The following is a 20,533-nucleotide window of genomic DNA, read 5'->3' as shown; positions in this document are numbered from 1 at the left end:
CTGGACATCTTATGAGCAACATTCTTTCCGTCCGCGTCACCTCCGGAAACCGCCTCCTTCAGTACCGCTCCGAGCCCTATGTGGTCTCTCAGGGCGACCATGTCCTGGTCCAGATGCAGGGCGAGCTGCATATGGGCAAGGTTGAAAGGATTACGCCCCTGGCCGGGGGCGAAGCCGGGACGGAACGGCCCGTACCGGAGGATGGCGAGGCTTGCGAGGGTTTGAGCGGTCAAGGTGGTGAATTGTGCGGCGAGTCTGGAACTGACGTGGGAAAGGCCGCGGAAAGTGTTTCGGATAGTGCTGCTGATAGTGCTCTTGATTGTGCTTTTAGCAGTGTTTCAGATAATGAATCCGGTTGCGACCGGGAGGCGGGTTCCGCCGAGAACAACAGCATGCCGTCCATTTTTCGTCCGGCCACGGAAGAGGATTTGATCCGGGATCGGGAAAACCGGGAGTTGGCTCGTAACGCCTTCGCCTACTGCCGGGAATGCATCACGGAGCGCGGCCTGGATATGAAGCTGGTGGACGTGGAAGTGTTGTTCGACGGCAGCAAGATGGTCTTTTACTTCACCGCGCCCAACCGGATCGATTTTCGGGAGCTGGTCAAAGATCTGGTCCGCTCCTATCGAACCAGGATTGAGCTGCGTCAGATCGGGGCCCGCCATGAAACCCAGATGCTTGGCGGCCTGGGCAATTGCGGTCAACTGGTCTGTTGTCAACGCTTTTTGCGTCAGTTCGCCCCCTCGACAATCAAAATGGCCAAAGAGCAGAATCTGTTCCTGAACCCGGCCAAGATTTCCGGGGTCTGCAACCGCCTGTTGTGCTGCCTGAGCTTCGAGCAACCCAATTACGATGAATTTTTGAATCAATGTCCGAAAGTAGGTAAGCGTTTCCCCACCTCCCTGGGAACGGCCAAGGTGATTCGGGCTAATTATTTCCGCGGTACCGTGACCGTTTTTATGGAGCCCGGCGGAGAAAGGGAAGTGGACCTGGAGGAATGGAAACGTCTGGTTTCCCTGCCCAAGGAGAGAGTGGAGTCGGAGCGCCGCGAGTTCGGACCTCAGCCAGGAAGGCCGGAAGGGGCCGATGTTAAGCCTCCGCGAGTGGTGTTCCGGCCTGAACCGGTTTCTGAATCCGTGGTGACGGAGTCTTCCGAACACCAGACCGAAGCTTCCCAGACGAACCCCGAAGCCAAGCTCCCACCATCCTCGGCCCCATCCCGGAAAAAGAGCAAGCGTTCCGGGCGCAAGGGAAAGCCTCGACCGGATGCGGCGCGGCCTTCCGATTCAAAGGCCGTAAAAAAAGAGCCTGCCGCGGCCGGTTCTCCCAATGGCGAGACCGACCCCGCCACGCCAGGCAAGTCCAAACGCCGTTCACGCTCGTCGCGGCGCAAGTCCAAGAAACAGTCCGGCCCCTCCAAGGAGCAGAGCTGAGGATGTCGCGTCAACCGCGAGGAATTGTCGCGCTTTGCAACTACTCAGCACATCCGGGGTAAGGTCTCATTCCGACGCTGGATTCCCGCCTTCGCGGGAATGACTTGATTTGCCATGCCGTTTCCGAATCAGTCATACCCGCTAAGACGGGCGCGGTACCGCTATCCAGTCCGCTTTCGCACGGATGAGCTGAGTAGCCTGCCACGTTTTTAAAGAAACTCATGACTGCTGACTCCTGAATTCTGACTCCTGACCCCTGACATCCGCCTTAGGAGGTACTCCTTTGCAATCTTTTTTTCTTTCCACGCCCATTTATTACGTCAATGCCAAGCCGCATCTGGGGCACGCCTATACCACGGCCGTGGCCGACTCCATGATCCGCTTCCAGAAATTGATGGGACGCCGGACTTTTTTTTTGACCGGCACGGACGAGCACGGCGATAAGATTGTTCGGGCCGCCGAGGCTCGGGGGGTGTCCCCGCGGGAGTACGTGGACACCGTCAGCGCCCAGTTTCAAGGGCTGTGGGACGCGCTGGGCTACAGGTACGACGATTTCATCCGGACCACCCATCCCAGGCATGTTGAGCGGGTACAGCGATTTTTGCAGCGTATTTACGACCAGGGAGACATCTATCACGGGGAATATGGCGGACATTACTGCTTCGGTTGCGAGCGGTTCTACACGGAGAAGGAACTGCGCGACGGGCTTTGTCCGGATCACCTCACCGCGCCGGAGTACATTCAGGAAAAGAATTATTTCTTTCGGATGTCCAAGTACCTCGGACCGCTGCGCGAACATATCGAAGCCAATCCGGACTTCATCCGGCCGGAACGCTATCGCAACGAAGTCCTTGGGTTGCTTCGGGAGGATCTGGGGGACCTGTGCATCTCCCGGCCCAAGAGCCGGTTGTCCTGGGGCATCGAGCTGCCCTTTGACCCGGAGTACGTGACCTACGTCTGGTTCGACGCCCTGTTGAACTACATCACGGCGCTGGAATGGCCGGATGGGGAGCTGTTCGCCACCTTCTGGCCCCAGGCCCAGCATTTGGTGGCCAAGGACATCCTCAAGCCACACGCCGTGTTCTGGCCCTGCATGCTGCTGTCCGCGGGCCTGCCGCTGTACCGTCATTTGAACGTCCATGGTTACTGGCTGGTCCAGGACACCAAGATGAGCAAGAGCCTGGGCAATGTGGTGGAGCCGTTGGGTTTTGCTGAGAAGTACGGACGCGGCCCGTTCCGGTATTTCCTGCTCCGGGAGATGCAGTTCGGCCAGGACGCCAATGTTTCGGAAGATGCGTTGCGCATACGCTTCAACGCGGACCTGGCCAACGACCTGGGCAACCTGTTCAGCCGGGTTCTGAGCATGACCCACAAATACTTTCAGGGCCGGGTTCCCGCGCCCGGGCCGATCCGTCCGGAAGAGGAGGATCTGCACGTCCTGGCATCGGAATGCCTGGAGAATTTCCAGGCTCAGTTCCACCGTTTCCAGTTTTCCATGGGGCTGGAGTCCCTGTGGGTGCTGGTCCGGGCGCTGAACAAGTACGTGGACGCGTCCCAGCCCTGGGCCCTGTTCAAGCAGGAGCAGACCGACCTGCTGGGCACGGTGATGTATACCCTGCTGGAAGGCATGCGCAAGGTGGCCGTGCATCTGTGGCCGGTGATGCCCGAGGAAAGCGAGGCCATGCTGGTCCAGCTTGGTGAGCGCGTTCCCGCGGAGCGCTGGCCGCATCTGGCCGACGAGGTTTTGCGGTGGGGCGGCCTGGAGCCCGGAACCGAAGTGGCCGCGTCCTCCAGCCTTTTCCCCCGCTTGGAAACACCGAAGGCCGAGAAGTCTGAAGACAAGCAGGCCAAGGTTGTTCCACGAGGGAAAGTTGAAAAGGGCGACGGCGGGAAGAAAGACGCGATAATCGCTCAACAACAAAGCGACACCGCGGAGCTGTTGGAATTCGCCGATTTTCAGCGCCTGGATCTGCGCGTGGGCTCGGTTGTCTCGGCGGAACCGGTGCAAGGGGCGGACAAGTTGCTTCAGCTGCACGTGGACCTGGGCGAGGCCGAGCCGCGGAGCATCGTGGCCGGCATCGCCGAACATTGGTCCCCGGATAATCTAGTCGGTCGCCAAGTCGTGGTGGTGGCCAACCTCAAACCCCGCAAACTGCGCGGCACCCTGTCCCAGGGCATGGTCTTGGCCGTCCACGCTCCCGAGGGGCTGCGCCTGCTGGCGCCGTCGGACCCCGTGCCGCCGGGCAGTAAAGTCTCGTAGGCCGTTGGTCGGGCATCCGGTGTCTGTCTGTCCAGGGTGATTGAATAGTTATCTACCAAGGAGTTGGCTGATCTCAATTTACCGTTTTTGCCCCGCCCGCGCTTTATGCTCCGCGAAAGGCATGTCAAAATGGTGGGACAGGCATCTTGCCTGTCCGTGCAGGCAGGATGCCTGCACCATCCAATTCACAAACGGTTATTCAGTAACAGCAATATCCCTAGCGCATTTTCGGCAGAAACCGCAGGCCGAAGCGCTTGCGGATGCGTTGGATGATTTCCGGGCAAGCTTGGTGAGGGTTTTTCGGGATTTCCGGGCGGGGTGGCGAGGCGGTGAAGAACGGGGTTTCCCGAAGTTTGGCCTCGTAGGCGTGGGCCAGCAGGACCGGCATGGAGAGCACGTCCGCTGCGTTGTAGGCCAGCAAGGTTTGCAGGGCCCGTTCATCGCCGGTTGCCTGGTATTCGTGCCAGAGCAGCACGGCGAAGTATCCGTCCAGTCCTTCCAGGTCGTTCCTTCCCAAGCCCATCTGTTTTTCGCAGGATTTCAGGCCGCCTTTCATCCCCAGGGAGCGCAACACGAAGCGCAGGTCCACATGAGCCTCGGGTAGCGGAGTCTGAAGTTCGCGCTGGATGATCGGGGCGTCGAAGCAACGGCCGTTGAAGGTCACCAGCAGGGAGTATTCCCGGATATCGTCGCAAAATGCTTCCAGGTTCCGACCGTGGACGTAGGTGCGCAGGCGTTTGCCGTCGTACAGGGCAATGGTGGTGATGTGCACTTGCCCCGGTCCGCTGGTGGTCTCGATGTCCACGAAGGCCGCGCGGTCCGTGAAATGTGAGCACAGCCGCCAAGTTTCATTCCGTGGCAGACGCTGGGCGAACCAATCCACTTCCCCGTTACCCAGCCGGTCCTCTGATTCTTCCAAAGTTTCCAGCGCGGCCTTGGAGAACAGTTTCGGATGTCGCCCGCCGTTGGTCCGGGCTTCTTCCCAGGACGGGATGCCGACCTCCCAGATTTTTCGTTCCGTGACGTTGCCGATGCGGGGCAGATGGCAGAAGGTATTGGTGAGCATGTGGGCCTTTGCGGTGTCGCGACAGGGGCAAGGCTGTCATTGCATGCGCGAATGACGTCCTTGCATCTTGGTACGTCTGAGATCGGATCTACTGAATATTTTGTCGCCTCAGGGCGGCGATTCGATCATCCAGCGGCGGGTGGGTCATGAACAGCAACTTCAGGCCGTGGCCTTCGGGTTTGCCGTTGATGCCGAAGGCGGACATCTGCTCCGGAAGCGGTTCCTGAGCACCCCGTTTCAGCTTTTCCAGGGCCGCGATCATTTTTTCCCGTCCGGCCAGCTTGGCACCGCCTGCGTCGGCCCGGTATTCCCGTTCACGGCTGAAGTAGAGCACCACGACGCTGGCCAGGATGCCGAAAACGATCTGGGCCACGATGCTGGTAATGAAAAAACCCAGCCCCAGACCTTCCTCGTTCTTGAGGATGACCCGGTCCACGAAGTAGCCCACGACTCGGGAGATGAAGATCACGAAGGTGTTCACCACGCCCTGGATCAGAGTCAGGGTGACCATGTCCCCGTTGGCCACGTGACTGACCTCGTGGGCCAGAACCGCTTCCACCTCGTCCTGGGTCATGGAGCGCATCAGCCCGGTGCTCACCGCCACCAGGGCGTTGTTCTTGCTCATGCCCGTGGCAAAGGCATTGGGAGCGTCGGAGTCGTAAACGGCCACTTCAGGCATGCCGATGCCGGCACGGGCCGCCTGATTTTTCACGGTTTCCACAAGCCAGGCCTCGGCCTGATTGCGCGGCGAGGTGATGACCTTGGCCCCGGTCAGGCGCTTGGCCATCCATTTGGATATGGCCAGGGAGATGAACGAACCTCCGAAGCCGAAAACAGCGGCGAAGACCAGCAAGCTACCATAGTCCAGACCCCTGCCCGTTTCATCAAGAATGCCCGTGAAGCCGAGCAAGGAAAGGACGATGCTCAAGACCACGAGGATGGCGATGTTGGTGATTAAAAACAATGCAATCCGTTTCATTTTCCGATAAACCTCCTGTGTGAAGAAGATATGTGTCTCAATCCGAGGCTGCCGTATGCCTTAATCATTCTTTATAATCAATCTTGTCCCACGAGGCAAGATTGACCGGCATGCGATTGTCCGTTGAAATCTTCTGGATCGGTTGTCGAACAAGGATGAGCTGGCAAAGGGGAAGACTATGGAGAAGGTCTCCGGTTTGATTGCGGGCAGCGGAAAGGAATCGAATCGCGGCGTCCCGGCGTTTATTCATCGACCGGACCTGGTCCGCAAGGTGGCCATCCTGGCCGAGTCGGCCCGCTACGACGTATCCTGTTCCTCCAGTGGGTCCAAGGCTGTTCGCCAAGGGGCGACCTTGGGCGCTCCGGCCCATTCCGGAATCTGTCACAGTTGGGCCGCGGACGGGCGGTGCATTTCCCTGCTCAAGATTCTGTATACCAACGTCTGCGAGTACAATTGCGCGTACTGCGTCAATCGCGGGGACAACGATCTGCCCCGGACCACGTTCACGGTCGGCCAACTCGTGGACCTGACCCTGAACTTTTATCGGCGAAATTACATCGAGGGCTTGTTTCTGAGTTCCGCGGTCTGCCGCAATCCGGACTGGACCATGGAGCGGATGGTCCGGGTGGCCGAAGATCTGCGTCGCATGCATGGCTTTGGCGGGTACATCCATCTGAAGGTCATCCCCGGCTCGGCGCCGGAACTGATCCAGCGGGCCGGTCTGGTCGCGGACAGGCTGAGCGTGAACATCGAGCTGCCCTCCGAGGCCTCCCTGCGCAGCCTGGCACCCCAAAAGACCCGGGACGGAGTGCTGCTGCCAATGCTCAGGATCAGCGAGCTGATCGGCGAAGCGACGCACGACCGGCGGGGGCTTCCGGCCCGGACCGCGAAAGGCCCGGTGTTCGCTCCCGCCGGGCAAAGCACGCAGCTTATCGTGGGAGCCAGTCCGGAACCGGACCGGCAGATTTTGCGGCTGGCCGAGGCCCTGTACGGGCGGTTCGGGCTGCAACGGGTCTACTACAGCGGCTACGTTCCGGTCAGCCGGGATAATCGCCTGCCCGCCCTGAGCGCGCCGCCGTTGCTCCGGGAGCACCGTTTGTACCAGGCGGACTGGCTGTTGCGGTATTACGGCTTTCGGAGCGCGGAGCTTTTCGACGACCAGCACGAATGGCTGGACGAGCAACTCGATCCCAAGGCCGCCTGGGCCCTGCGCCATCCGGACCTGTTTCCCGTGGAGGTTAACCGGGCTCTTCTGGAGCAGCTCCTGCGCATCCCCGGCATCGGGGTCCGTTCGGCCCGAAGAATCATCGCGGCCCGCCGCTTCGGCCCCCTGCATCCCGAAGACCTCAAAAAGCTCGGCGTGGTCATGAAACGAGCCCGCTTCTTCGTCACGGCCAGCGGCAAATTCTGGCAAAGCGAAACCTGGAATCCGGCCCGGGCCGAAAACGTGCTCCGCGGCCTGGAAAAGCCTGGTGCGCCGAGGATGAAGCAGTTGTCGCTTTGGTAAGATGTTTTTTCAGATAGTTACCTTATCGGACATGGTTCTACTAGGCGGCTTGCCCATTGCCTTGCATGTCGAAAGGTAATCCTCAACCGCTTCCACAAAGGCCACGTTCAGTTCTTCAGTTGTGGATGCGTGGAAGCTCACCATATCTTCAATTTCGGTGATGCGGCCAACCAGAATGTTGTCGCGGGCGTCGAAGTCGACTCGAGCCATGTAGTTTTTATATTCAAGCGTCTGCATGACGTGAATCTAGGAAGCGGTGAACTTTCTGACAAGGACTTTTTCCCTGTGCAGCAAACCCTACGCATCTTCTCCTACGACAACAGCTTTGACGGGCTGCTGTGCGCCTTTGCCGCGGCGGATGGGGAAGGGCTGGAGCGGTGCGGTTTTCAGGTTGGGGTTGGGGGTCGGCCGAGGTTGTGGCCGCCGACGCCGGTTCCGGTTCATGCCCAGACGGCCGCTCAATTCCTAGAGCGTTTGCGCCAAGCGGGTGGAGAGGGAACGGTTCAACACGTGATGTACGTGTTTCTGGCCGAGGTTAAGGACACCGAACAACCGCTGTACGAGTTCGCGCGCTTGACGCTGCGGGCCGGTAGAAACGTTCTGGGAATGCGGACCAACGCCGCCGTGCGCCGGGTGGTGGACTGGAAGGCCAAGGTCGGCAAGGAGGCGCACCGCGTCACCGGCCTGCTGCGGTTCATGGAATTGCAAGACGGAACCCTGTACGCCCGCTTCGAGCCGGACCACAATGTGTTGCCGTTCGTGACGCCCCATTTTCAACGCCGCTTTCCCCGTGAGAACTGGGTGATCCACGACCTACGCCGCGGGCTGGCCGTGGCCTGGGACGGTCAGACCCTGCACCCGGTGGTCGGGGTTCCGGACAACGTTGACGCCCTGCTCAGCCAACGTGAAATCGCGTTCCAGGATCTCTGGCGGGAATATGTTCAGTCCCTGGCCGTGCCCGAACGTCGTAACCCAGCCTTGCAGCGCCGCTTCATGCCCCGGCGGTATTGGAAGCATCTGGTGGAGCGCCCGGATTGAACTTCTGAACTGAACGTCTAAACTGATTGCCTGAACCGAGCGGTTGAATAGAACGGTTGAACCGAGCGATTTAGCGCGTGAAGTTTTTGATTTCTTTCACCCGGTCGGCTAATGATGCCGAGGACGCCGCCATAGCTTTGCCGACGGACGTCGATTCTTCGCCAACCCACTATTTCCGCAATGTCAAGACGGAGGACCTCGTGTCAAAGCTCATCCCATCCCGCAGTACCACTTCCAGCCGACCGATTTGCGAAGAGCGCGACGCCTGCGCGATTATCGCCTTCGTGGACAAACGCGGCCGCGTGACACATGCCAACATCGTCCGAACTATCGAGGCCTTGAAAAAGATGGCCCATCGATCCGGGGACATCAACGATGAGGGCGACGGGTGCGGGATCATGACCGACGTGCCGCGGGAACTGTGGAGCCACCGACTCCTGGAAGCCGGCTTGTCGCCCCATCTAGCCGAATCCAGTGGGTTTTTCGTGGGCCATCTGCTCCTGCCCCGACGGATCCGCGAGCGGGCCGACGACGTTCTGGACACGGTTCGCAAGACCTTTGCCCTGCGGGGGCTGGATATTGTTCTGGAGTTGCGGGGACGGACCAACGACGACGAGCTGGGGCCCATGGCCCGGGTTGAGACGCCGCTGTTCTGGCAGGTGGCCGGGCTGGTCCGCCAGGACGTGCGCATTGACTCCGGGCGATTGCTGTTCAAGGTGATGGTGGAGCTGGAAGATCTGGAACCGGACCTGCACGTGGCTTCGTTGTCCCAGGACAGCGTGGTCTACAAGGTCCGGGGCGGGCCGGATTTGCTGCAACGGGTCTATCCGGAGCTGCGCGATCCGGCCACCCGGTCCAAGATCTGCCTGGGTCACAGTCGTTATTCCACCAACACCCTGCCCACGGTGGAGCGCACCCAGCCATTTTCCATCCTGGCCCACAACGGCGAGATCAATACCATTGAGCGGCTGCGCGGGGCGTCGCGTAATCTGGGCATCGAGCCCGTGCCCGGGGGCAGCGATTCCCAGGACCTGAATCGGGCCGTCGAGGGCTTGATCCACCGTTACGGACTGGAACTCACCGAAGCCTTTGCCATGGTCTTCCCGGCGGTGCACAGTGAGGTGGAGCATTATCCCGAGGACCTGCGCAAGGTCTATCAAACTTACCGCTGGTTCTTCCCGCCATCGGCCCAGGGACCGGCCGCGGTCATCGCCCGGCACGGGGACGTCTGCATCGGCAGCGTGGACGCCCTGGGGCTGCGTCCGTTGTGGTTCGGCGAGAGCGACTACAACTATTATCTGTCCTCGGAAAAGGGCGTGGTGGATTTGGAGGACACGGCCACGGACCCCGTGCCCCTGGCTCCCGGGGAGAAAATGGCCATCCTGTCCCTGACCGGTAGGCGGGCAGTGGTGTTCAACTACCGGGCTTTTCAGCGCCAACTGGTTCGGCTGATGCAAGGCCGCAGCGGTTTGCGGGAGCGGATCGGCACGTTGTATCAAACTGTCCCGGAGCAGCCGGAGGGAGCTTTTGGTTTGGAAAACCTGCTCGACGACGGTCGGTCGCGGATGTCGCCGGGCGAAATGGTGCGGGAAAACGTGCTGGCGGCCCTGGGCTGGCACAAGTACGATGTGGAGATGCGCAAGAAAACGGCGACCATTATTGGCGGGGCGCTGATCGGCTCCATGGGCTACCAGGGGCCGCTGGCCTGCCTGAGCCCGGAAGGGTTGCCCAACATTTCCGAGTTTTTCAAGGAAAATGTGGCCGTGGTCACCAATCCGGCCATTGACCGGGAGCGGGAGGCCGACCATTTCACCACCCGCTGCATTCTCGGCGACCGGCCGGAGATTGACAACAGGGAGCGGTCCGGGGCCGTGGGGCTGGAACTGCGAACGCCGCTGCTGCTGGGCGGTTGCCTGGATGGCCGGGTCTGCGGATCGGCTCTGTCCCAGTTGGCCGCGGAGTTCGGCACCCAGACCATGGACTCCGTGCTTTCTTTTTTTTCGGGGCAGGGTCGGGACCCGGGCCGGGTGGCCGTCCTAGATGCGGTGTTCGAAGCTAAAACCGACGATCCAGACAGCGGGCCAGGCAGCGGACCTGCTGGCAACGGCCAAGGCCGCCTGGAGCGGCGTCTTACCGATTTATGTTTGGAGGCCAGGGCCGCCATCGACGCCGGGGCCGTGCTGCTGGTTCTGGACGATTCAAGGACGTTTTCCGACGGACTGGTATATGTCGATCCAGGCCTGGCCCTGGCCGTGATCGGCAATTATCTGGAAAAACACCGACTGCGGCGGCGCTGTTCATTGGTCGTGCGCAGCGCTGCCGTGCGCAACCTGCACGATGTGATGTTCCTGCTTGGACTGGGGGCGGATGCGATTAATCCGTACATGATCTGGCGTATGGCCCGGGAGCACGCCACGGAGAGCCGGTCGGCCGAGACCGTGATCCGGACCACCATGGACGTGCTTCAGAAGGGCATGGAAAAGGTCATGTCCACCATGGGCATCCATGAACTGTGCGGCTATGGTCGGATTTTTTCCTCCATCGGCCTGGCCGAGGATCTGGCGAAAATCTTCAAGTGCGCCAACTTCTGCCAGTCTCCGGATGTCGGCCTGTCCTTGTCCCGGCTGGAAAAAATCGCCCATGTCCGGCTGGACAGGGCTCTTCGGGAAACCTCGGCCCAACTCTGGAGCACCCCGGCCCGAAACACCAAGGTCGGGCGGGTGATGCGCCGGGCCGCCACCGGGGTGGCCGGATTTCGGGAGATGGCCCAGGAACTGGCCGCTTTGGAACAGGAGAGTCCAGTGGCCTTGCGGCACGTCCTGGGCTTTACGCGGCCCAGCAAGGCCGTGCCCCTGGCCATGAGCGAAGTGGACATCTCCATTGGCGGTCATGCCATGCCCCTGGTCATTCCGGCCATGAGCTTCGGCTCCCAGGGAGAGAACTCCTTCCGGAGCTACGCCGAGGCCGCCCGGATTCTGAACATCGTGTGCATGAACGGGGAGGGCGGGGAGATTCCGGACATGCTCGGCAAATACCGCCACAACCGGGGCCAGCAGATCGCCTCGGGCCGGTTCGGCGTGCACATGGCTTTTCTCAATTCCGTGGATTTTCTGGAAATCAAGATCGGTCAGGGGGCCAAGCCCGGCGAGGGCGGGCACCTGCCCGGCCAGAAGGTCACGGCCATGGTGGCCCAGGCCCGGCACTGCAAGCCGGGCATCGCCCTGATCTCCCCCTCCAATCATCACGACATCTATTCCATCGAGGATTTGGCCCAGATCATCACCGAGCTGAAGACCGCCAACCCCATGGCCAGGGTTTCGGTGAAGATCCCGGTGACCAGCGGAGTGGGCACCATTGCCGTGGGCGTGGCCAAGGCCGGGGCGGACATAGTCACGGTCTCCGGTTTCGACGGGGGCACGGGCGCGGCCCGGGAGCACAGCAAGAAGTATGTCGGCCTGCCCGCGGAGATCGGGGTGAGTCAAGCTCATCGGGCACTGGTGGAGTCTGGCCTGCGGGATGGCGTGGAACTGTGGGCCGACGGCGGGTTGCGCAGCGGCGCGGATGCCCTGAAGGTGATCTTCCTCGGCGCGGACCGGGTAGGCATGGGCACCGCGGCTCTGATGGGCGTGGGCTGCATCAGCTGCCAGCGCTGCCACCTGGACACCTGCCCCCGGGGCATCTCCACCCAGCTGCGGACCAAGGCCGACGCGGAAAAGCGCGGCGTGAAGGGATTTACTCCGCTGCAAGCGGCCGCGGAAACCGGCAACCTGGTGCGGCTGTTCACCTGTATCGGCGAGGAAATACGGGCCATTCTGGCCGACCTGGGCGTCAGCCGGGTTCGAGACGTGGTCGGGCGCACGGATTTTCTGGCCCAGAGCTCTCACCTCGACGTCGTGGCCCTGACGGACATCCTGGCCCGCCCGGCCATGGACGGCGCCGTCGGACCCGCCGGAGCCCTGCGCATGGTGCGCAAGCCGCTGAACGTCCTGACCAAACTGGTGGCGGACATCTCCCTGGCCGAGTTCGCCGACGAGCAGACCCATGAGGTCCGGTACACGGATCAGCACGTGCGCAGCGTGGACCGGGCCATGGGCACCTACCTGGCCGGGGCCGTGGTCCGCCGGTTCGGTGATTCCGGGGAGCGCCGGGCCAGATTGCGTCTGGACTCGTCGGTACCCGGCAACGGTCTGTGCGCCTTCAACATCCCGGGCATTGAAGTGATGGTGGATGGCGGGGCCCAGGACGGCACGGCCAAGAGCAGCTTTGGCGGGGCCTGCGGCGTGTTCAAGGGCGCGAACCTGATGGGCCGCCGGGTGGACGGGTCCACGGGGAAGAGCTTCGCCTACGGCGCCATCGGGGGGATGCTCATGGTCCAGAACTACGCCGACTCCCGGGCCTGCATTCGGATGTCCGGCGCGGACGCAGTGTTCGGAGCCCGGATCACGTCCAGGGTCCGGGATGAAGAGGGCAACCTGGCGGTGCGCGCCCACCTGAAAGGGTTTGCCTTCGAATACATGACCGGCGGGCGGGCCGTGATCCTCGGCGACCCCGGACCGTGGATCTGCTCCGGCATGACCGGCGGGGTGGTCTATCCATGCCTCTACCCGGAATTCGGATTCGACAAGGCCGCGATCCGACGGCGTCTGGCCAGCGGCGCGGACGTGGCCGTCCGGGACGTCACCGAACAGGGACTCACGGATATCCGCGAGCTGGTCGGCCGCTACGTGGCCGAACTCCGAGCCACCTTCCAAGCGGAGGAAGCCCTGGCGGTAGAGCGATTGATGGCCGAAGCCGAAACCCGTTTCGTGATGATCGTCCCGGCTGACAAGAATCCGCCCAAGGCGGAGTAGATTTCACAACCCATAACCGAATCGAGGAGAGACCCAATGATTAAGCATATCGTGATGTGGACGTTGAAAGACCAGGCCGAAGGGGCCGGGGCGGAGGAGAACGGGAAGAAGATGAAGCAGATGTTGGAGGCGCTGAACGGCAAGATTCCGGGCCTGCTGCACCTGGAGGTCGGGCTGGATGTCTTTCAGGCTTCTCCGGCCTGGCAGGTTGTTCTATACTCCGAACTGGAATCTCGTGACGCCCTTCAAGTTTATCAACAGCATCCGGAGCATCAGCGCTGCGTGGAATTCGTGAAGAAGGTGGTCGTTGACCGGAGCGTGGTGGATTACGAGATATAGGAGGACGCCGTGTCCGGTTTTTTTAGTCCCGCTCTGTTGATCGTGGACATGCAGAACGATTTCGTTTTGCCCGACGCCCTGGCCGCCGTTGCCGGGGCCAGGGAGACCATTCCAGTCATCGCCGCGCTGGCGGAGCATGCCCGGAAGCGATCCTGGCCGGTGATCCACGTGGTTCGGGAACACCGGCCCGACGGCAGCGACGTGGAATATACCCGGCAAGAGCTGTTTCAGAACGGCGTGGGCATCTGCGTGGCCGGGACGCCCGGGGCGCGGATCGTGGCGGAGCTGATGCCGCGCTCCGGCGATTACGTGTTGACCAAACAGCGTTTCAGCGCGTTTTTGGGTACGGAGCTGGATTTACTGTTGCGTCGTCTGCGAGCGGAGACGCTGATCGTAGCCGGAACCCAGTATCCCAACTGCATCCGGGCTACGGCCATGGACGCCCTGGGCCGGGACTACCGGGTGATCGTGGCCACGGACGCCTGCTCCGCCCAGACCGAGCGGATCGCGGCGAACAATATCGAGGACATGCGCAATATGGGCATGATGTGCATTCCGTTTCAGGAATTGATCAATCTTTCAGAGGAGAAGCTGCTGTGACCAAGTTTTGGGCCGCTTTGGCGGCGTGCATCGTGCTAATTCTTCCCGGATGGGCCGGGGCCGCGGGGTTCGAGGCGGCGGTGGGCGTCTGGCATCAGTCCCCCTCCGGGGACGTGACCTACAAGGGCCAGACGGGCCATGATCGGCTCGACCTGGAAAGCAGCCTGGGACTGGACGACAAGACCGGTCTGCTCTTCCGCGCTCGGCTGGAAACCCCGCTGATCCTCCCCAATATCGGATTCATGGCCACGCCGACGACCTTTTCGGGCAAGGGGACGGCCAAAGGGAGCTTCACCTTCGGGAACCAGACTTTTTCAGCGGATGCGCCCATCGACGGCAAGCTGCGGCTGAACCAGTACGACGTGAGCCTGTTCTACGGAATCCCGGGGCTGAAGGCGGCGACCCTGGGCATGTTCAACGTGGATTTGGGGCTGAACCTGCGGCTGATGGACGTGGATATCGAGGTCCGTCAGGAGCAGGCCGGGCTTTCCGAGTCCGAAAGCCTGCTTCTGCCCGTACCCACGCTCTACGCCGGAGCCAGCCTGCGGCCCCTGGACTTCTTCGCCCTTGAGGCCGAGGCCCGCGGCGTGACCTACGCCGGAAACCATTTCTACAGCCTCATCGGCCGGGTGCGCTTCGATCCCCTGGACCACCTCTTTCTTGCCGGCGGGTACCGTTACGACTCCATCTCCATCGACGAAAAAGGCCTCAAGGCCGACGTGGACATCAGCGGCCCGTTCGCGGAGATCGGGATCAGCTTTTGATTCGTTGACCCACCTTCCCTTCGTTTCGGATACATTGAAACAGGACAGGCAGCATGCCTGTCCTATCAATCTTTTTTTTGTAACTATTCAGCACAAAATTATGCTGCTGTCGGGGTCGGAATCGGAATCGGGATCGGGATCGAAAACGCTGGGATGCGTTCTATATTTTTCCTGTTTCGATGCCGATTCCGACCCCGACCCCGATTCCGATTGCCGGAACAAGAGCGGAAACATAATGTGCTGAGTAGATGCTTTTTTTTCGAGGGGAAGGCTGGTCAACCGCGATTATCCGCCTGTTCGCGTGAAGACCAACACCGCCCAGGGCAGGTCGGCGAAGAGTTCGGCCGCGGTGAGCACGCCGTCCGTGGGAGAGAGGGGCCGTCCGGTGAAACGGTTGCGCCAGTGTCCTTCCTTGCCGGCTTTGGGCAGGGCCGTGTTCAGGGCGATGGTCGTGGCCGACCAGGCTTCACCGGTGGGAAATCCGCCGTCCGGCGGGCAAAGGTCCGCGACGAGGCGGGGCAGGGCCGCGATGACCGCCTGGCGTCCATGGGTCCGATGGATGCGGGCAAAGGCGAGGATGTTGTTCGCTCTGGTCCCTGAAACCTCCAGGGGGACGTAGTTCCCGTTCAGAAACAGCTCCGGATGGGCGCGGCGCAGCGTCAGCAGGCGCCATTGGACGTACTGCTTGATACGCCCGTCGTGCCAGGTCCTCTTGAGCGACGCTACGTAGTCTATTTGATTTTCTTCGGCCTCCGTGGCTTGAAACTCCCGTAAACCATCCCATCTGTCCGTGAAGTTCAAGGGACGGCGATTGTCCGGGTCCACCAGGGAGTCGTCCCAGAGTTCCGTACCCTGGTAGTTGTCCGGCGCTCCGGGCATGGTCAGGCGCAGGATCGTCTGGGTCAGGGCGTTGCACGCGCCAGGCACGGCCAGTTTGGCCACGAACTCCTGGACGTCGCGCAAAAACGGTGCGGCCGTCGGGCCGGAATCCAGGACCTGGGCCGTGAAGTCGGTCAGGGCCTGTTCGTATTCCTCGTCCGGGTTCAGCCAGGAGGTGCTGATCTTGGCCTCCCGGGCCGCCTTGACCATGTAGGCTTGTAATCGGTCTTGCAACGCGGAGAGAGTCGCCGCTCCGGGTAGGTCCGGGCCGAGTCCTTCCGGAGGCCAGACACCGACCAGGGTCTGGTAGAACAGGTACTCGTCCCGGCTGGAGGGCAGAGGGCCGAGGGCGGACTCGCGACGGGCCCGGCGGTTGAGGGTCTGCCAGCGTTCCACCCGTTCGGCCCAGGCCTTGGGCAGTTCCGAAAGGACCGCGATCCGGGACCGGACGTCCTCACTGCGTTTGGTGTCGTGGGTGGCCGTGGTGACCATGGCCTTGGGCCAGTCCGCGACACGGCGCTGCATCTGCTGGTGAAAATCTCCGGCCGTGCTGATCCTTCGGTTCGGCCCCATGCCTACCTCATTCATGGAAATCAGCGGCAAGACCCGGTAGAACGTGGTATCCTCCATGCCCTTGGCCATGGCCGGTCCGGTGAACTGCTGGAACTTGCGGGCCAGGCGCAGAACGTCGGCCCGGGGGCGGCCGTTGGTGCGTTTTTGCCAGGAGGCCTTGAGCAGGGCCTCCAGCACGTCGAAGAGCCGGGGGTGGCTCACGGCCCGGGCCCGCCTTGCCAGGCCCAGGGCCCAGTCCAGGTCCCGGACGTCCTCGACGGAAGGCCCCCTGGAGCCGACATAGGTTCGGTAGACTGGAAAACGGGACACGATTTCCCGCAGGGCTTGGCGGATCTCGCCTCGGGAAAAGTCCCGGGTCGCCGGGTCGCGCTTGAGCAAACGGGTGGTTTCCGTGGCCAGGACTTCCAGTTCCGAGGCCAGTTCCTGGTCCATGATCTGCCGTTTGGCCCGCACGCCTTCGGCATGGGCGTCCGCGCTTCCAGCGCCCTCCCGGGCTTCGTACATGGCGCGCAGCTCGGCCAGACCTCCGGAGTCGATCTGCACGGCGTTGATCTCACTGAGGGCGTCGTATCCCGTGGTTCCATGCACCGGCCAGCGGCCGCGGAGGGTTTCGTGTTCTTCCAGGATTTTCTCCACATAGACCGGAAAGCGGCCGGTGACGAAGCCCAGACTTGCGGCCTGGGGCTTGAGCAGCTTCTGCAGCCGGTCCAGATATCCGGCGGGATCATAGAGCCCGTCGATGTGGTCGATGCGTAGCCCGTGCACCTGCCCGGCGGCCACCAGGTCCCGGATCAGGCCGTGGGCCGCGGCGAAGACCTCGGGTTCCTCCACGCGCAATCCGGCCAGGTCGTTGATCTGGAAAAAACGGCGATAATTGATTTCGTGCCCGGCCACCCGCCAGAAAGCCGGGCGATAGTGCTGGCGTTCCAGCAGCTTGTGCAGTCGCTCCAGCCCCCGACCGTCAGGGTTTTCGGGTGAGAAAAGATGCTCGGCATACTTCAGGGCGCGGCGCAGCTCCGGGAAATCTCCGCTCAACCGGGCCAGAGTGGATTTGAAGGTTTCTCCCCGGGTGCGCAGGGCCTTGCGCCGGGTTCCGGAGCGGGGCGTGGTCCGCAGGCGTTTGGATTCGGTGAGCGCGGCGCGGATTTCCGGATGCGCGGCTGTTTCCTCTCCGGCATATTCCAGGCAGGGGGTCAGAATTCGGTGATAGGCGGACGGGCAGACGGGAAAGCGGTGCTCGTAGTACCAGACGCTGAAGGACCCGACTTGCGCGTCGAAACGCAGGCGCAGTTCGCCGCGCTCCAGGACCGCGCCGTAAAGGTCGCCCAGTACGGGCAGCAAGACCTGATCGTGGATGCCCTGGGTCTGGGGAAACCATTCAATATCGAAAAAATGGATAAAGCGACTGCTGCGGCCCCATTCCAGCACGTCCAGCCACCACTGGTTGTCGCTGCGGCCGATGCCCATGTGGTTGGGTACGATGTCCATGACCAGCCCCATCCCGGCTTCCCGAAGGGCCGCGCTGAGGGCGTCGAAGCCCTTCCGTCCGCCGAGTTCCGGGTTCAGGGACTGGTGGTCCACGATGTCGTAGCCGTGGGTGGAGCCGGGCCGGGCGGCCAGGATCGGCGACGTGTACACGTGGCTGACGCCCAAGTCCCGCAAATAGGGCACGATCCTCTGGGCGTGGGCAAAAGTGAAGCCGGCATGGAATTGCAGGCGGTAGAAGGAAGTGGGAGCGTAGAGCGGGTTCATCGGGCGATCTCTTATGAGTGAAATGTTATCTCTTCTCTGACTCACTACGCCTCCGCCACCAGCCGCAGCAAGCGCAACGAGCGCCCTCCCAGGGTCAGTTTCACGCCCGGTGAATGGGGGCCGACGTCGCCTTCGGGTTGTCCGTCCTCGGACATGGTGTCCACCAGGGGCTCCCAGGCTCCGCTGTCTCCATTGGGCAGCACGAACGCCACGTCTTCATGGCTGGCGTTGACCAGGAGCAGGAAGGTGTCGTCCGGTTCCTGTTCCCCGGTTTCCGTGAGGTGGACGATGCCGGCCTCGCCGCTCAGACGGATGGCCAGGGATCGGGCCTCGTGGTCGTGCCAGTCGTCCCGGGTCATCTCGCGGCCGTCGGGATGCAGCCAGATCACGTCCTTGACCTGCGTACCGGGGATGATGTCTCCGTGGAAGAAGCGGTTGCGGTGAAAGACGATGTGTTGGTGGCGAAGGGCGAGCAGCCGGGCGACGAAGTCGGTCTGGGCCCGGCCGGCTTCGTCGATGGCCGACCAGTCCAGCCAACTGATCTCGCTGTCCTGACAGTAGGCGTTGTTGTTGCCCTGCTGGGTGCGGGCGAACTCGTCCCCGGCGGTGAGCATGGGTGTTCCTTGGGACAACAGCAGGGTGGCCAGTAAATTGCGCATCTGGCGGCGGCGCAGGGCAAGAATTTCCGGATCGTCCGTCTCACCTTCCACGCCGCAATTCCAGGAATTGTTGTTGTCCGAACCGTCTCGGCCGTTTTCCCCGTTGTCCTCGTTGTGCTTGTGGTTGTAGCTGACCAGATCGTGCAGGGTGAAGCCGTCGTGGGCCGTGATGAAGTTCACGCTGGCCCAGGTCCGTCGTCCGCGGCGGTTGAAGATGTCCGCGGAGGCGGAGAAGCGGCCCGCAAACTCGGGCAGCAGTCCCTCGTCTCCTTTCCAAAATTTGCGCATGGTGTCCCGGTACTGGTCGTTCCACTCTGCCCAGCCCGGCGGGAAATTGCCCACCTGATATCCGCCCAGGCCGGTGTCCCAGGGCTCGGCGATCAGCTTGACATGGCCCAGGACCGGGTCCTGGGCCACGGCATCCAGAAAGCTGGCGTGCTCGTCGTAGGGGCCCTCCACCCGGGCCAGGGTGGTGGCCAGGTCGAAACGAAAGCCGTCCACACCCATCACGTGCACCCAGTAGCGCAACGAATCCATGACCATGGACAAGACCTTGGGATGGCGCAGCTCCAGGGCGTTTCCAGTGCCCGTGAAGTCGTTGTAGAACCGCGGTTGGTCGTCCATCAAATAGTAATAGGAATAATTGTCGATGCCTCGAAAAGAGAGGGTCGGTCCGAGATGATTGCCCTCGGCGGTGTGGTTGTAGACCACGTCCAGGATCACCTCGATCCCGGCGTCGTGCATTTTCTGAACAAAACTTTTAAAGGACGAGAGGTCGTTTCTGGGGCGGAGGTAGTCCGGGTTGGGCGCGAAGTAGCCGATGGAATTGTAGCCCCAGTAGTTGCCAAGGTCGCGTTCGATCAGGTGGCGGTCCTGAAGAAAAGCGTGGATGGGCAGCAGCTCGATGGCCTTGATGCCCAGATTCTTGAGATGGTCGACCACCGGCTGGGAAGCCAGGCCCTCGAAGGTCCCCCGGAACTCCTCGGGCACCTCGGGATGGAGGATGGTATAGCCCCGGACGTGCATTTCGTAGATCACGGTTTCGTGCCAGGGCCGGAAGTCCATGGATCGGCCCCAGGTGAAGGCAGGGTCCACCACCTGGCACTTGGGCATGAAGGGCGCGGAATCCCGTTCGTCAAAGGACAGGTCTTCGTCCGGGTGGCCCACCGTGTAGCCGAACAATGCGTCGTCCCATTTCAGATTTCCGACCAGGACCTTGGCGTAGGGGTCCAGCAACAGCTTGTTGGGGTTGAAACGGTGTCCCGCCAAGGGCTCGTAGGGGCCGTGGACGCGGTAGCCGTAAAGCTGTCCGGGCCGGGCGTCCGGCAGATAGCCGTGCCAGACTTCATGGGTGTATTCCGGCAGGGTGATCCGGGCGGTCTCCGTAACCCCGTCGCTATCGAACAGGCATAGTTCGACCTTTTCGGCATGGGCCGAGAACAGGGCGAAACTCACCCCGGAACCGTCCCATGTGGCCCCCAAGGGATTGGGAGAACCGGGCCAGACCCGGGGGCCGCTGGGCTTTGAGGGAGTGCCGTTCAAGGCTGTTTCAGCCGCGTTCATGGTGTTGCTCCTGAAGAAGATTGTCGAAAATGGCTAATGAAGGGCGACGATTACTGACGTTGGGCCGACGAGAGGCTTCCACGTTGCATTACGGGAAAAGAGGATGGCCCGATACGAGCCGTTACGAGCCGAAACCGAGTCGTCGCCTCAAAGCCGAACAGTCGTGAATGTATTGATTTGTTCACTCTTTTCGATTCCAGTCCACCCAGAATAAGCCCATTGTCCGGTTCTTGCAAATGCGGGATGTCATGCCTTGTTGGTCATGACATGT

The 20,533-nt window shown here is 61.8% G+C and carries 13 protein-coding genes; 8 read left to right on the top strand and 5 right to left on the bottom strand.

What is annotated here, in order from left to right; translation table 11 throughout:
- The first annotated feature begins 11 nt into the window (after positions 1-11).
- Positions 12-1,433, top strand: coding sequence for a regulatory iron-sulfur-containing complex subunit RicT (gene ricT, locus C6366_RS11360; RefSeq protein WP_233248474.1), 1,422 nt, complete (start codon positions 12-14; stop codon positions 1,431-1,433).
- Positions 1,434-1,716: 283 nt separating this feature from the next.
- Complete coding sequence (gene metG / locus C6366_RS11355) at positions 1,717-3,693, top strand: methionine--tRNA ligase (RefSeq protein ID WP_107738030.1); 1,977 nt, start codon at positions 1,717-1,719, stop codon at positions 3,691-3,693.
- Positions 3,694-3,910: 217 nt separating this feature from the next.
- On the opposite strand, the gene C6366_RS11350 is transcribed toward metG, so the two are convergent.
- Both C6366_RS11350 and htpX read right to left on the bottom strand, forming a co-directional pair.
- Positions 3,911-4,759 carry a ribonuclease H-like domain-containing protein gene (locus C6366_RS11350; RefSeq protein ID WP_107738028.1) on the bottom strand — a complete coding sequence of 283 codons (849 nt, stop codon included), beginning with the start codon at positions 4,757-4,759 and terminating at the stop codon, positions 3,911-3,913.
- A gap of 88 nt (positions 4,760-4,847) precedes the next feature.
- The gene (gene htpX / locus C6366_RS11345) at positions 4,848-5,738 is read right to left on the bottom strand and encodes a protease HtpX (protein ID WP_107738026.1); all 891 of its coding nucleotides are present in this window, start codon (positions 5,736-5,738) and stop codon (positions 4,848-4,850) included.
- 178 nt (positions 5,739-5,916) lie between these two features.
- Here htpX and C6366_RS11340 point away from each other — a divergent pair, with 178 nt between their 5' ends.
- Positions 5,917-7,245, top strand: a complete 1,329-nt coding sequence (locus tag C6366_RS11340; RefSeq protein ID WP_107738024.1) for a putative DNA modification/repair radical SAM protein — start codon at positions 5,917-5,919, stop codon at positions 7,243-7,245.
- A 9-nt stretch (positions 7,246-7,254) separates the two neighbouring features.
- Here the strand turns inward: C6366_RS11340 and C6366_RS19625 are convergent, their stop codons facing one another.
- The gene (locus C6366_RS19625; RefSeq protein WP_158269750.1) at positions 7,255-7,482 is read right to left on the bottom strand and encodes a type II toxin-antitoxin system HicB family antitoxin; all 228 of its coding nucleotides are present in this window, start codon (positions 7,480-7,482) and stop codon (positions 7,255-7,257) included.
- A 48-nt stretch (positions 7,483-7,530) separates the two neighbouring features.
- On the opposite strand from C6366_RS19625, the gene C6366_RS11335 reads away from it, so the two are divergent.
- The 5 genes from C6366_RS11335 (at position 7,531) to C6366_RS11315 (ending at position 14,836) form a co-directional block, all read left to right on the top strand.
- Positions 7,531-8,283 (top strand): TIGR03915 family putative DNA repair protein, encoded by a 753-nt coding sequence (locus tag C6366_RS11335; protein ID WP_158269749.1) that lies wholly within the window; start codon positions 7,531-7,533, stop codon positions 8,281-8,283.
- A gap of 200 nt (positions 8,284-8,483) precedes the next feature.
- The gene (locus C6366_RS11330; RefSeq protein ID WP_233248473.1) at positions 8,484-13,133 is read left to right on the top strand and encodes a glutamate synthase-related protein; all 4,650 of its coding nucleotides are present in this window, start codon (positions 8,484-8,486) and stop codon (positions 13,131-13,133) included.
- Positions 13,134-13,169: 36 nt separating this feature from the next.
- Complete coding sequence (locus tag C6366_RS11325; protein WP_107738020.1) at positions 13,170-13,472, top strand: Dabb family protein; 303 nt, start codon at positions 13,170-13,172, stop codon at positions 13,470-13,472.
- A 9-nt stretch (positions 13,473-13,481) separates the two neighbouring features.
- The gene (locus C6366_RS11320) at positions 13,482-14,072 is read left to right on the top strand and encodes a cysteine hydrolase family protein (RefSeq protein WP_107738018.1); all 591 of its coding nucleotides are present in this window, start codon (positions 13,482-13,484) and stop codon (positions 14,070-14,072) included.
- Positions 14,069-14,836: a TIGR04219 family outer membrane beta-barrel protein gene (locus tag C6366_RS11315; RefSeq protein WP_199221493.1), complete on the top strand. Its 768-nt coding sequence runs from the start codon at positions 14,069-14,071 to the stop codon at positions 14,834-14,836. Before C6366_RS11320 ends, C6366_RS11315 begins: the two co-directional genes overlap by 4 nt.
- Before the next feature lie 285 nt (positions 14,837-15,121).
- On the opposite strand, the gene treY is transcribed toward C6366_RS11315, so the two are convergent.
- Together treY and glgX are read right to left on the bottom strand one after the other, a co-directional pair.
- Positions 15,122-18,040: a malto-oligosyltrehalose synthase gene (gene treY / locus C6366_RS11310; RefSeq protein WP_107738016.1), complete on the bottom strand. Its 2,919-nt coding sequence runs from the start codon at positions 18,038-18,040 to the stop codon at positions 15,122-15,124.
- Between the two features lie 44 nt (positions 18,041-18,084).
- Positions 18,085-20,262 (bottom strand): glycogen debranching protein GlgX, encoded by a 2,178-nt coding sequence (glgX, locus tag C6366_RS11305; RefSeq protein ID WP_107738014.1) that lies wholly within the window; start codon positions 20,260-20,262, stop codon positions 18,085-18,087.
- Positions 20,263-20,533: the final 271 nt, after the last annotated feature.

This window comes from Desulfonatronum sp. SC1 (assembly GCF_003046795.1).
Lineage (GTDB): Bacteria > Desulfobacterota > Desulfovibrionia > Desulfovibrionales > Desulfonatronaceae > Desulfonatronum.
This window is presented reverse-complemented; position numbering and strand designations above follow the sequence as displayed.